Origin of the sequence: Pseudoduganella rivuli, assembly GCF_009674485.1 — a bacterium.
Lineage (GTDB): Bacteria > Pseudomonadota > Gammaproteobacteria > Burkholderiales > Burkholderiaceae_D > Rugamonas > Rugamonas rivuli_B.
Genome location: NZ_WKJJ01000001.1, coordinates 585,975 through 598,755, shown reverse-complemented (window position 1 = coordinate 598,755; position 12,781 = coordinate 585,975). Strand labels below are relative to the sequence as shown.

At 56.7% G+C, this 12,781-nt stretch carries 14 protein-coding genes; all 14 read right to left on the bottom strand.

The features are described from left to right. Positions 1–10: 10 nt before the first annotated feature. Positions 11–1,429: a conjugal transfer protein TraH gene (locus tag GJ700_RS02480; protein WP_154371049.1), complete on the bottom strand. Its 1,419-nt coding sequence runs from the start codon at positions 1,427–1,429 to the stop codon at positions 11–13. A gap of 9 nt (positions 1,430–1,438) precedes the next feature. Next, positions 1,439–2,269 (bottom strand): conjugal transfer protein TraF, encoded by an 831-nt coding sequence (gene traF / locus GJ700_RS02475; RefSeq protein WP_371867791.1) that lies wholly within the window; start codon positions 2,267–2,269, stop codon positions 1,439–1,441. Positions 2,270–2,271: 2 nt separating this feature from the next. Further along, entirely contained in the window at positions 2,272–2,646 is a 375-nt protein-coding gene (locus GJ700_RS02470; RefSeq protein ID WP_154371048.1) for a hypothetical protein, read from the bottom strand. Further along, a complete protein-coding gene (traN, locus tag GJ700_RS02465; RefSeq protein WP_371867790.1) occupies positions 2,640–3,953 on the bottom strand; it encodes a conjugal transfer protein TraN in 1,314 nt (437 codons plus the stop codon). The genes GJ700_RS02470 and traN overlap by 7 nt, the downstream gene beginning before the upstream one ends. A gap of 2 nt (positions 3,954–3,955) precedes the next feature. Then, positions 3,956–4,375 carry a type-F conjugative transfer system pilin assembly protein TrbC gene (gene trbC, locus GJ700_RS34915; RefSeq protein WP_195763753.1) on the bottom strand — a complete coding sequence of 140 codons (420 nt, stop codon included), beginning with the start codon at positions 4,373–4,375 and terminating at the stop codon, positions 3,956–3,958. A 259-nt stretch (positions 4,376–4,634) separates the two neighbouring features. Continuing rightward, positions 4,635–5,645 (bottom strand): conjugal transfer pilus assembly protein TraU, encoded by a 1,011-nt coding sequence (gene traU, locus GJ700_RS02455; RefSeq protein WP_154371046.1) that lies wholly within the window; start codon positions 5,643–5,645, stop codon positions 4,635–4,637. Next, positions 5,642–6,268 (bottom strand): type-F conjugative transfer system protein TraW, encoded by a 627-nt coding sequence (gene traW, locus GJ700_RS02450; RefSeq protein ID WP_154371045.1) that lies wholly within the window; start codon positions 6,266–6,268, stop codon positions 5,642–5,644. Before traW ends, traU begins: the two co-directional genes overlap by 4 nt. Positions 6,269–6,270: 2 nt before the next feature. Continuing rightward, a complete protein-coding gene (locus tag GJ700_RS02445; RefSeq protein ID WP_154371044.1) occupies positions 6,271–6,597 on the bottom strand; it encodes a hypothetical protein in 327 nt (108 codons plus the stop codon). 9 nt (positions 6,598–6,606) lie between these two features. Then, positions 6,607–7,128: a conjugative transfer signal peptidase TraF gene (gene traF, locus GJ700_RS02440; RefSeq protein WP_154371043.1), complete on the bottom strand. Its 522-nt coding sequence runs from the start codon at positions 7,126–7,128 to the stop codon at positions 6,607–6,609. Further along, a complete protein-coding gene (locus GJ700_RS02435) occupies positions 7,125–7,472 on the bottom strand; it encodes a hypothetical protein (RefSeq protein WP_154371042.1) in 348 nt (115 codons plus the stop codon). The genes traF (GJ700_RS02440) and GJ700_RS02435 overlap by 4 nt, the downstream gene beginning before the upstream one ends. Then, positions 7,469–10,036: a type IV secretion system protein TraC gene (traC, locus tag GJ700_RS02430; protein ID WP_154371041.1), complete on the bottom strand. Its 2,568-nt coding sequence runs from the start codon at positions 10,034–10,036 to the stop codon at positions 7,469–7,471. The genes GJ700_RS02435 and traC overlap by 4 nt, the downstream gene beginning before the upstream one ends. Positions 10,037–10,053: 17 nt before the next feature. Next, positions 10,054–10,662 carry a TraV family lipoprotein gene (locus GJ700_RS02425; protein ID WP_154371040.1) on the bottom strand — a complete coding sequence of 203 codons (609 nt, stop codon included), beginning with the start codon at positions 10,660–10,662 and terminating at the stop codon, positions 10,054–10,056. A gap of 3 nt (positions 10,663–10,665) precedes the next feature. After that, positions 10,666–11,430 (bottom strand): DsbC family protein, encoded by a 765-nt coding sequence (locus GJ700_RS02420; protein ID WP_195763752.1) that lies wholly within the window; start codon positions 11,428–11,430, stop codon positions 10,666–10,668. After that, complete coding sequence (locus GJ700_RS02415) at positions 11,417–12,778, bottom strand: TraB/VirB10 family protein (RefSeq protein ID WP_154371038.1); 1,362 nt, start codon at positions 12,776–12,778, stop codon at positions 11,417–11,419. The genes GJ700_RS02420 and GJ700_RS02415 overlap by 14 nt, the downstream gene beginning before the upstream one ends. Positions 12,779–12,781 lie beyond the last annotated feature (3 nt).

The following is a 12,781-nucleotide window of genomic DNA, read 5'->3' as shown; positions in this document are numbered from 1 at the left end:
ATCTCCCTGCCTATCTTAGATAGGCCGCCTGGCGGCCAAGCAGATCAAGCACATGTTGTGGCATTGTGCTGCGCAACTGCCTCTCGAGCTGTTCGATTTGGCTGGACACTGCGGAAACCGATCCGACCCGTTGATACAGTAAAGTCTTCTCCCTTCCCAGTTGAGCGAGTATGGCAAGGGCGCGGCTCCTGATATTGCGCACGGAATCCAGCTGATTCCGGTCGAGCATATAGTCCTTATCCAATGCATTCATCCCAAGCCGCAGATTCTTGTCCAAGAAGACGTACGCGTAGTCGGCAGCAATAACATCGCGGAACCGGCCAATCAAATCCTCGGTCAAATTATTGGAATTGCTGATGGCTGCGATGGACAACATGCGGTACACGGGTTCCGACGTTTGGTTGACGAAGCCGACCTCTGCGGAGTTATTTGGAATAGGTGTCCGCGTGAGTATCTTTTCAGAAATCGATCGCATCATCCTTGCCACCCGCTCGGTGAATGGAATGTGTTTGTATGACTCGTTGACGGTGACCGCATCGCATGTCACGTAGTTATTACATTTCAACATTTGAAGGTGAACCGCACCACTGCCTGCATCGGACTGGCCGTAGAGCAGGTGACTGATCGAAGTCAGCGTGGGGGCAATGGGATTCGGATCGCGCGTCTCGTAAAAAATGACGGTGCCAATCATACTCATGATCATTTCCCGCTCCTGATCGTCGAGGCGAGAACCTGTCATTTTTAGCGCTTGCCAGGTTAAATTGCCAACGAACGGGACTTTGGTGCGGACGCCGGCATCGCTGCTGGTCTTGGCGGTGTCTAGAATCGAGCGTTTGTCGGTCTTGCAGCGTCCTTCCGCATCAGCATAGTCGGAAGCAATCCCAAGTGTCACGGCAATGTCCTGGCAAGCCTTATTGGTGCTGAAGTTCGTAGCCTCCGCAGCATTGCGGACCAACGTCGTCGCGAGCGCGCAGGAGTTCTTATTTTGTCCGTTGATCATTTCCGCGAGCTGATGAAATCGTGAACTGATGCTGCCCAAAAGTGGTGACACGGTATCGAGCGCAATCTGGAATGCGATGCCGGGCAGGGCAGCGGTAATATTCTTGAGCATGTTCTTCAGTTCAGCGGATGAGATGTGGGAGAACGCTCCCCCGAACGCGTCAATGCCGCCACAGCCGCCATGGGCTTCCGGGAGTTCGATAGACAGCAACTGGTACGTCTTGTTTGGAGCCCGTAGCATTAGGCTGCCGCCGCTATAGGTATTGAATACTTGACCGCGGAAGGCGCCTGGCTTCGTATAGTTGCCGATTGTGCCGAGGTTGCTGAACATCGTGTTGGTCTCCGCATTCAGATCACCAGCGATGCTGTTTAACGGTATGGACATTGCCATGCATGCGATTAGCTCAAGCAGCTTGGTTTCAAATTTCATGATCTTCTCCTAACGAAGCGGCAACGCCGCAGGGAGCGCGGCGGCCGCATCGTCTTGTGCATTTGTCGCGGTGAGATAAACCCGTTCAACCAGTTCAGCCTGCGAAAGGACACCGAATCCAACAGGAACGATGCGCCCGCTAAATGGCTGGGCGAGGAATAGAGCTGGGACTTGTTTGACGTTCAAGGTCGTTGAGATGCCGTTGTCGAGACGAGGCCGGGGAAATTCAGGCAAGCTTCCACCATCAATGCTGATTGCTTCGACATGTAGCCCAAATCGGGCCTCGAACCCTTTGAGTACGGGAGCGAATGCGTGGCAGTAAGGACAGTCGCCGCGATAAAAGAACATCAGTACGTGGTCTCTGGATAACGTACTCAGATAGTCTGCACGTTGCTTGCTCTGCTCCCGATCGAAGACCTCAATCGCATAGGTGTTGGTAGGGCGGCCCTGTGCCGCCGGGTCGAGTGCAGGCGAAATCCAGGCGACGCGCTGGGCGACGTCCGCGAACCTGGAGGATTGCCGGATGATGCTGGCCTCCAGTTCCATATAGTGGCGCACGTTAATCACGGTTGGCCGCATGATTGCCACGATGCGGGCCTCTTCAACTGCCTTTTGCAACGCCTTGAACTGCGCCAGTTCTGGCCGTGCTGGGTTCGACGGTGAGGCAGGTAGCCTGGCGGGTGACGGAACTGGCTGCAGATCCTCGTAAAAATGCCATCCTTTGCGCGGCTTGTTGTCGTCATCGCCGGCAGTCCAGTTGGCACCTGGAGTAGACAAGTCCCTTCCGAGCGCGGACATCGCCACCGTCAAGAACGTCACGACGAGGGCCGGATTTCTCACGGCTATTCCTCCCTCTTGCTGCGTGGGGGACTGCCATCGCGGCAATAATCAATGCCAAAGTCGATCCGCTTGTTTTCCGGCGTCGAATTGCCAGGTATGACGACAGCGTCCTGGATGATCGCGACGTTTAGGCGCCGGCATCCGGGCTGGCTGTAGCGCTTCAATGTTGTAACTTGGACTTGTAACGGCGCGGTGGTATGGAATTGGCGGCCAATGGCGCTCGCCAATTCGCCTGTCAAGATGCCTTGTGCAGACCCATCGGGGGCGTCAATCGCAACCTGCATCAATTCTTGCGGGCTGTTGATAAGCAATGGTGTCTCCGATGCGGCAATTGCATCTCCCGATCCGAGCACCACCGACAGCAAGAGTTTCAGCATTTCCCCCTCCCGTAGTAACAGGTTGCCGCCCGTTCCGCATTCGCCGCCTGGATCGCGCTCACGTTAGGAAGCGTCGGCACGATCGATGCATAAAATTCGGTGAGGTCCATGCGAGCGAAGTCCAGCGATTGCAACTGCGCGACCGTAAAGCCATCACACTGCGGATTTTTCGGCGGCCCCCAATCTAAACCTAGCTGCTGGCGTCCCTGCTCGTTAATCATGCGTGCGAGCCGGGAATTAAAGCAGCATTTCGACGTGGTATGTTCGATGCAGCTCACACAGCTGCCAAGCACACGGATGCAGGACGAGCACCAGGTTCCAACGGTATGGCACAGACTCGCGCCTTCCTTCATCGCCAGCTTTCCTTCGCCAGCGTTACACGACAGGGCTGATAGGACGACATAAATAATGATGGCGATGACCAGCGAATACGGATCGACCGCAATGACCATATTGCCACTGCTGGCGATGGTGATGGAACCCGCTGGTACCGCAGTCCCATTTACCGCGATCGTGACACCATAGCTGGTAAACGTCCCGCTAAAGCCTGCGCCGGTAAACATGGCTTGCAGACCTTGGGTGACGAATTGACGGTTGCGGGAATTCATCAGGATGTCGAATACCAGCTTCGAGCCAAAGCCGAATACCGACTGGTTGGCATAGCCGGCGCCGGCACTGTTGGTCGTACAGCAGTTCTTGAGCAGGCGGTTGCGGCACCGGTTGTCTTCGCCGGTGAAGACGCGCATGGTCGCGGGATCCAGATAGATGCCGGCTTCGCGCACCGCTTCCATGTAGGTCATTGCCTGGGCAAAATCCGGGTCGTCTGGCCTGGTCGTGTCAAAGCATTTCGAACCCAGACAAAATACGCTGGACGAACAGGCGCCTGACGACGAGCAGCCCGAATAGTAGTCGGCGAGTGTGCTCACGGTGCCGAACGGGTTTTTTGCTATAGCTGATGCGGCGCTTATTGACGGATCCGTGCCCGGTATACCAGGCCGTGGCGCGGCTGCCGCGGCAATTGCTGAGGTTTGGGCGGCGCACGTTGGGTCACTCGGAAGCAGCGCACAGAGAGTTAAGCGGGCGTTGCTATCGCTTCGCAAGTCTGGCTTTCCATAGTAGACGCGTTCAGGGGGAGTGGCGGTATAACCCGGCACGACAGTTGCCGCATCAGAGCCATTTACTTTGCCGCTGGCGAACCTATTGGCTTGGCGCCCCGCTTCCATTTCCGGCTCCACCTGAGCCCACGCCGCATGGTTCTGTGTGCCCAGGAAACTGCACAAGGAAAGGTAAAGTATCTGCTTATACACGATCACCTCCCCAATCTACGCAAGATGTTGCGCGCGCTTGTGGCGATGGGCGTGGAAGTCCGGGTCATATGCTCAAGCACGTAATCTAGTGAGACGTCTCCGGTCGCCTTGGCATAGGAGGCAGGGGCCAGGCAATAGCCGCCGGCGCACTCTCGCCACTGTGCACCTGGCTGAATCAATACAAAGGTGGGTACGCTGGCGACCGCAAAGCGGGAGAACGCCTGCGGGTCAATCTGGAATGGTGCAGGCTGGTCGCCATAAAGATGGTGCACGGCCGCTGCGGTTTTAACCAGGGAACCCTCGTTCAGCCCTTTCAAAATGAGTACCGCGCCTGCTTTTGACGCCTGTTCACCTAGCCGGCGTAGTGAGGCCTCGGGCATGGAAAAACTCACAAAGATCATGAGTTGGGTACGTAGGTCCATTTCGGGTGGTGCCGCAGTGCGCAACGCTTGGTCGTAGCCGCGTGCCAATGCTTCAATGTCGATGGGTGGCGTGGATCGAGGCTGGGGCAGGTTTTGCGGCCCTGCAGGCGCATTGTTGGGTGCCAGCGATGGATGTGCCAACCCTTGCGTTGAGCGTTGCCCTGCGTGGGATGGAGGCATCCCTAGCGCCAGCGCCACGGCAAGGCAAATGGGACACATTGCGCCACTGGGCGTACCGGGCAGCTGGCGTGTGATCGAGTTAGTAGCCCACACAGCAGTTCCTCTTTCTGAATAACATGAACGCGAAATCCTCGCCTTTCACGGGGTACTCTTTGGCCGCCCCCCACAGCACCGTGGTGCGGCCAAACGGCTGGCAGCATTTGCCAGTCAGCTTTTCGGTGTTGGCGACCGGGTAGGTCAGCTGGGATTTGTAGGCGGTCTTGTCCATTACCGGTAGAAAGTACGGCCCGCACAAACCCGCAGAACCATGCCAACCCCAGGCAAGCAATTCCCGGTGCATCTTGGCGGTCAGTCGTTCCATCATCAGTTCCGCTGTACGCACGCCGCCCATATGCACCGGCGCCCAGCCATCGAGCGGGTAAAGGCTGCCCTGGCATCCCGCGCACCAGAAGAGGCTCGCCTGGCCAAATCCCGCAGTGGCGGCTACGCAATCGGCGGCACAGGCTGCAACGGCAACCGGATTGGCGAACAGGACAGCCTCTGGATTTAACAGCAGCGTCAACTCATCGTCATTCCATAGCGGGTCCACTTCCGTCAGGTAGGATAGATCGAATGATCCGGCTTCCAGGCAGGGGAAGTCGGCGATGACCTTCAGCCAATACATGATGGGGTTGACGTAATAATGGGCTTGATAAAAACCGTTCTTGGCACCGGCGGCATCCGTGTATCGTGCCGCTTCTGGTGCCGGCAGGCCGGGATCGAGATCCAGCCCGCCCAGAGATACCAGACAGAAGGGTTTGCGTACCACTTCAATATGCCTGACCGGTTCCCAGAAACCGATTGAGAGACCGATCGTTGGATTGACCGTACAGCTGCAGATTGGATTGGCAGGGTTGCCGGTGTCTTCCTGTCCCCCGATGTTGCCGATAGCCGAGCGGCCCAGCGTGATCGGTAAGATACAGCTCCAGCATATGTCGGTAATTGGGTTAGGGAAGCGGCCAACGCATGTCGATGGAACGCCGGCGATTGCGGAATTTGCGCAGTGCACGAGGAGGATGGTGACGAGCGCTTTGGTTATTTTCTGGCTCATTGCCGCAGCTCCAGTTCATCGATCCGCAGCCGCATCCCTTCCTGGTAGACGACGGCGGGTACCTGCTGGATTCCGAAGCGCTTGATCAGCAGGCCTTGCTGGTCGAAGTAGACCTGACGGCGCCAGGCCCTGCTCAGATCGAGATACGACCCACCGGTCAGGATCGGCTTGATCGTGTCCGCCGCATCGCGCAGTAATAGCAAGGCTTTATCGACTTGCCGCTTGTCCCGGGCGTCGAAAAACAGCAGTTTCTTATGCATCTCCGTGACAGACAACGGGTTAAAACGGCTTCCGGCGGTAAACAATAGCCGCCCCTGAGCATCCAATATGTTTCGGCTCAACACAACGCTGGGATCGAGATAGCGGGTGCGCGCGCTGGTGCACGGTACGACATTCGCCACAGGTGCGGGATGCAGCGCCACATCGCGCCCGCGTCGCACGGCATCCTCCTGTAGCCGTTGAAGTTCGCCGGTCGATTGTTTTTCTTTGAGCCGCTGCTCAATCATTTTTAGGAAGTCCGGTTCGGTTACTGGGTATGTTTTACCCAGCGCCCCCAGGTCTTCTGCAACTGCGGAGCCGCTAAGCAACAGCAGGATGCATAAAGGAATAGGCATGGCATGCATGGCTATTTCTCCTGTACACACCGGATATCCGCAGCCAGGCGCCGAATCGTGGACGTGTCGTGCTTCTCGGCCGCGTGGATCATTTTCATCAGTGCAGGGTCACCTGCTCCGTCGGCGACAGCTCTACGCAGTTGCAGCACTGTCAGGCTTCGACCGCATGCACTCCGGTAGGCTGCGATATAGGCGTTCGCACCCTCGCGCGCAGCTGGTGCGATCTGCTGGAGCAGCGTCAGGTACTGCTCCATCGTTACAGAATCTGCGATCCTATTTTCTTGGGCATTGGCGCCTAAAGAACCGAGGAACATTACAAGTTGAATCAGGTATTTCATGGCAGCCTCTCAATAAACAGGCGTAGCGAGGCCGACAATCTGGCTCTTGGCGACCAAGCCGCTCAGTGCATATCGGGAATCGAAACTGTCTGGACTTGTCCCCGCGACGTAAAAGTGGTCGGCAGGAATTACCGACGGCGCGATGGGGGCCAGCGGCAGTTTTGTCACCGCATAAGGCTTGGCGTATCCCAATAAGGCGCCATTAACAAATACCTGGCGCCCGGACACCGTGACATGGTCGCCTTCCAGGCCGGCAATTCGCTTGAGGAACGGTTGATGCCATAAGCCCGGAAAATAGCGGCAGGCATTGCCTTCGAATCGATAAACAATGTAGTCTCCGCGCCGCAACGTGGTCGGATGGTAGTCGATCCTTACGATCCAGAACGGTAAGCTTGGGCTGACATTGAACAGCACCGGCAAGTGAGGAACCGGATCGGCCAGCAGGCGTACCAGAGCAAAAATCCAGATAGCGGTAAGGGGCAGGTAGACATACCACCGGTGGGCCGCGTGCGTAATGAAATCGCGGATCATAATCCCAGTCTCCTTTTTAATGCAGGCGTGAGGTCAACCATGTAGGGGGTACTGCCGATGACGACCGTGCGGTCGATGACCGGGCACCCACACTGATCGGGTAGCGCCTCAAGGGCTGTGGAAAACGCAGAGGCAAAAGCTTTCGCCTCTGCACTTGCCTTCGCTTGTTCTTGCTCGCTGCCGTGGAGCTGCTTGATCAATTGGGCTTCCTTGATGCGGAACACCGCACTGGTATCGACTATGCCGATGACACGGGTGGGGCGGATGATGAACCGGTCATACGCTGACAGGAAAACCAAGGTCAAGAATGCCTGCAACAGCAGGTGAACCATATAGACCTTCATGACACCCCCCGTTGTGTCAGGAGTGTGCTGATCGCCTCATCAATGCTCAGGCCACGTGCTCGTAATTCGTCGAGAGGCTTGTTATCCTCCAGCCTGTTCGAGAACAGCAGATGTGTTGCTGGGTCCAGCACCAGCCGCACCACACCCTCGCCAATTGGTGACGAGATATACATTTCGGCATATGCCCCATCTTCCTTGCGCAAGGACGCCAGCAAGTGCTTCTTCGTCTCGTCGATGCACAGTTTTTTCTTGGATGCCAACGACTCGATGGATTCCTGCTTTTGCCTCAACAGGAAGAGCCAGTCGGAGCAGTTGAATGCCGCTTGCATCTGGACTGACCCATAGTAGTCATCGCCGTCCTGTGTCGCTGTACCTAGCGCACCACCATATTTGCGTGCCCGCCGTGATGCTTCCTCCAGAACCAGCGCCAATGTCGGATCGTCCCGCCCTGTATCGGCCAGTTGCTGCTTGATTTCATCTACAATCAGGAGTTTTCTCGTATTGCGGGTGAGATACATCTGGCCCGTGATTTGATAGAGCAAAAGGATGTTCACCACCACCTGCAAGTCCACCTTGCGTTTCAGATGTTCGCTCTCGATAACGACCAGCTGATTGGTGAGGTCGATATTGTTTTTTCCTTCAAAAAAACGTTCGTATTGGCCGCCTTTGGCGAAGGGACTGAGCATGATGGCGAGGTCGCGGATACGCTGGTCGTTCTTCAACTCCAAGTCCGGAATGGAGCCGGTAACAAACGCTCGCTGCAGTGCCGTGATCGTCATGTCCTGGCCATATTTATTCCAAAGTATCGCGATCATTTTTGAGATCGCTTTGTACTGCACTTCTTCCAGCGTATGCTGCCGGGAGCACATTTTTGCAGTGGCTGCTACCAGCATGTCCATGTCTTCGTTCAGGTCGATGACTTTGGTGAAGGGGTTGATAATGATCTTCGAACTAGGTTCGAAATCGATATGTGTTCCCTTCGCCTTGGTGCATAGCTTTTCGAACGAACGCCCCATGTCGAGCATCCATACCTGCGCCATCGATGCTCGGTACGACCAAGCAATTTCCTGGAGTAGGGTGGACTTGCCAGAACCGGTCGTGCCGGCTAGGGCAAAATTGGGATTTCCCAGTTCGTTGTCGAATAAGTCGATCGTCGTCAGTTGCCCGCGCCGCCCCAGGAAGAGCAGGGTGGGTGTTGCCGTGCCACGCCACTCGGCGATCAGCGGTCCCATATGAATAGCGTTTGCAATGGACTTGCGGGTGACGCGCTTCATCTTCTTCAGGTCGGAATGAAAACTCCGGGATAGCGTCATGGGAAGGCAGGAGATCAGGGACTGCCGGTGCATGAACACGTCGGCGTTCAGCGTGAAGCCATTGGCCCGCCAAATTGCCTTCACTGCTTCGCAGGCCGAAGCAGCCTCCGATGGTTTGGTGAAGACTGCTACTCTGTGATACAGCGAAACCAACATGCCGCCTTTGTCGCTGGCATCCGCGGCAGCTTTCCAGTCTCTCTTTTTGCGTTCCACATCCGGCATCACTTCGGCCATTTTGCTTTTCGCGTTTTGTGTGGCGCGGACATGGTTGGCATCGATGACGGTCTTCGTTGTTTCTGGATCAAGAATAAAGACCCCCAGGCTGATGAGGAACGGCGCCTTATATTGGAGGGCAGGTTGCATCAGGTCCCCTATCAACGCGCCCATTTGCCAAAGCCGGTAGTCTTCGGGATACGACTTAACGGAAAAGAATCGCGCTTCGAGAACGTCTGTTTCTCCCGGCTTGGACAGCAGAAGGCATGCAGGTTCTGCGTCTTGAATCGTATCGAAGTCGACGATCTGGTCCCGCACCTCGCGCCCTTTGTCGTACTTCATCGTGGCAGTGTCGGTCTGTGACATTCGATCAGGATTAGCAAACGGGGCACACCAGTTAATCAGGTCGTCTGCATTGCAGACCTTATTTGGTAGTGAGGCGGCGTTCAGTGTGGAGATGACGGATTGCCGTAGTGCTAGGACTTCCTGGCAGCGAGCATGATCATCCGGATTGCCGTCGATGCTGATACTTAGCATCAGCCGGAAGTCCCGCACCGCTAGATGGAACCCGGGGGTGAGCGAATTGTGTGCGCCTCGATGAAGGTAACCTACACGTTGCCGCGCCAGCTTTCTATAGAGCCCTTCGTTGCGAACCGGTCGTCCAAGCCTGAGCGAATTTTCGTATTGGTCGGCATCTTCCGCCCGCAGATTCGCATATTCCTTGAGCTGCCGATAAACATGCGGCGAACCAAAAAGCTGGATCTGGATGCCCGTGCTGGGAGGGCAATTCACGTACAGGCTGGCAAGTACTTCCACCATTGCTTCGTCCGCCCCGGATTGCGGCATGACCTCCAGCGCGAATCCGAGGCGGTTATCCTGCAAGCGGAACAGCCGCTCCACGTCCATATAGGATAGATACGGAAGCCATGAGGCGAACTGGTCGGCTGGGGATTCTTCGTTTCGCTCAATCCCGACGAGATCACAGACCTTCGCAGAAAGACCGCTGAAACTATCGAGTTGCTGTAGAAAGCCGAACATGTCGCCTCCACATTCCGCTAACGATCGCCGTGAGACGGCTGTAAGTCCTCTTCCTGTACTACTTTCGGCAAGATAGACGGACGTGTTGAAAATTCGGAAGCAGCTTGCGGCGCCGGTAAACTAATGCTGCCGGACTGTGAACCAGAAATTGGCGGCTTAATGTTTGCGTAGGCCGCGCGGGTTGCTTGCTGGGCGTGCTCCACCAGCCACCGACCTTTGTCGACCTGGATATAAACGAACGACTGATCTATCAGGTCGTGGTCGCTGTCTTCCCACGCCTTCACCCACATGCGAAGCAGGCGCCCCTGAGACCGGATCGACACGGGTTCAAAGCCAGTGTTGGGCGGTGATATTCGCGGTTGAGTAGTAATAGCCCCCGCCCGGTCAGGTGGGGATGCAGTTTTCCCATTCGGGGCTTTGTCAGCACCGCGCTGGGAGGGAAGATTGTGATGTAGCGAGTTGTAATATGTGCCGGTCAATGAGTCGCACTGGACGCCAGGTGGCGCCTTGCAGGCGAATTCTGCCGTGCCGCCAATACCAGAGATGTTGCTGCAGCCGACGATGCTGAGTAACCATACCGGCCCGCTCATTAAGGCGAACATTCTCCTGGTGGACTTGTTATTCATGGCCTAATGCTCCTTTGACGAGGCGATGGGGGCGGACGCAGCAAGCTGCACCAATATTTCCTTCGCCTCAATCAGCCCGTCGACTCGCTTGCCATTGGGGAAAATCAAGGTCGGCGTTCCATAAATCTTGAACCGTCGCGCCAACGCCAAGTTGCGCTCTAGCGGGTCTTGACATGCCGGCGTTCGCACCGGCACGTAGCTCGGATCTTTCAGCGCGTTGCGCCAGGCATGCACTGGCGCCGATGAACACCAGATTGCTGCCGCAAGTTCACGGTCCTGGAACGGCACGATGAAGTGGTAAATGGTGACGTCTGGCACTTCAGCCAGCTCTTGGTCCAGTTGGCGGCAATATGGACAGCGTGGATCGCTGAAGACGAACAGCTTTCGCAGTCCAGTCCCATTGGTAATCACTAGCGCATCGTCCAGGGGCAGCATGGCAGGATCGATTGCGAGTGGCCCGTTGCCGGTTTCCTGCGGAGGAATGGAGGCCGCAGGTATGCTGCGGTGAGACAGTTCCCGCCGGTTTTGCGTGTCAAAAATTCGGCCGAACAGCAGATACCGTGGTTGGGCGGGAGATACGAAGGCAAGATTCTGCCCCATCCATACCTCGTAGAGGCCAGGAATCGGAGAGCGCCGGATTTCTGTGAACTGTGTGCCAGGATAGGCCTTGTTCAATTTCCGGCGCAGCGCGGCGTCATCGGGTGCCGAGTATGCAGCCGATGCCAGCAGGACGCTAGTGAGCATCAGGGCGGGCTTAATCGATTTCATTTGGGTTCCCGTGATAGTTCTTTGCGCCGATAGTCTCATTTCCATCCGGGTTTGGAACGCTTGCCATCGGCGGGAGAGCGACACCTTTTGTCAGGGCGACCTCGATCCTGCGGCCGGCGTCAACCTCTATCACAGGGAAGGTTTGTTCTGCGAGCTTGATGTAGTAATTGGCCAGATTGTCGAGGGCACGCCCAAACCCTCCCGCGACGCCGCGGCGCATTTGTTCCGAAGTGCTGCCTGTGGTGGTGGTCAGCGTGCCAAACGGAGAACTGGTGAAGGTCGTTCCGCCCTGTGAAAATCCCTGACCGATGCCGCCGACTATCGCAGCCCTCAATGCGTTGGCAAGGATTTGTCCCTGCTTGGTGACCAGTCTGCCCCGTATCCCCAGTTTGCCATCCTCGCCATAGATATTTCCTTGAATCGGGATTTCGATGGCTGAGCCGTTATTACCGTCAATGCGTACACATGAAAGGCGATCGGTCCTGGCATAGGCCCGTTCCGAACTCACGTCGCCATATCCGGATGCGACTACAAAGCAGTCCTTTACCTCTGAACGGAACTGGTTGGGCAGGATTGCATTGTCCGTTAATCGGATCATGATCGGCTGCGGATTACTTTGTGCCTGACCTCCTGTCGGTGCATCGAGGCCGCCTAGCAGAATGCCGGGAATAAAGCCTACAGGCAGGTATGAACCGAGATCCCGTGCCCCACCTTCCGCGTTCTTGTCGGCCGCGCCAGATGGTTGCGACATTGCCGGACCCGCGCTGGGCGCAGCGGTGGCAGGCGAGTCGCCAAGGCGAATAATGACGGGCGGAGAATCCAATTGCGGTGCGACACGCGGTGGGTCCGTTGCCGGGGCGGCGGGCTGCGCAGGATTTCCATAAGGGACCGCCTGGGTGGGCAATGGGCTACCCGGTGGATATTGCAGCGGTGCTTTTGTTGCCGGTGCCGGAGAGGCGGCTTGTGTGGGTATGCTGCTTTCGGGAGCCGCTTGGCGCTGCTCCAGTTCGGCCAGCCGTTTCATCATCGCGTCTTCTCTGGCGCGCAGTTCGGTGGAATCGCGCGACTGCGCCTCCTGATTGGCTTTGAGTCCAGCCAAGTCGCGGCCAGCACTGCCAATCCAGCTGTCCTGCGGATTTATTTGCCCGGGCGCTTGTATTCCCAAATTGGTGGGCGAAGCTTGGGCTTGCGTTACGGAGTGGGGCCTGACCGTTGGCGTACTTCCCATTGATAGGACCAGCCACAATGTGATCACGCCGCCGCCCAGCAGCGTGGCGGCAGTAACGAGCTGCTGCTGCCGGGGCGGCAGCTTTGAGAACTTGCTCTTCAGTTTATCGGCGAAGGCCATGGC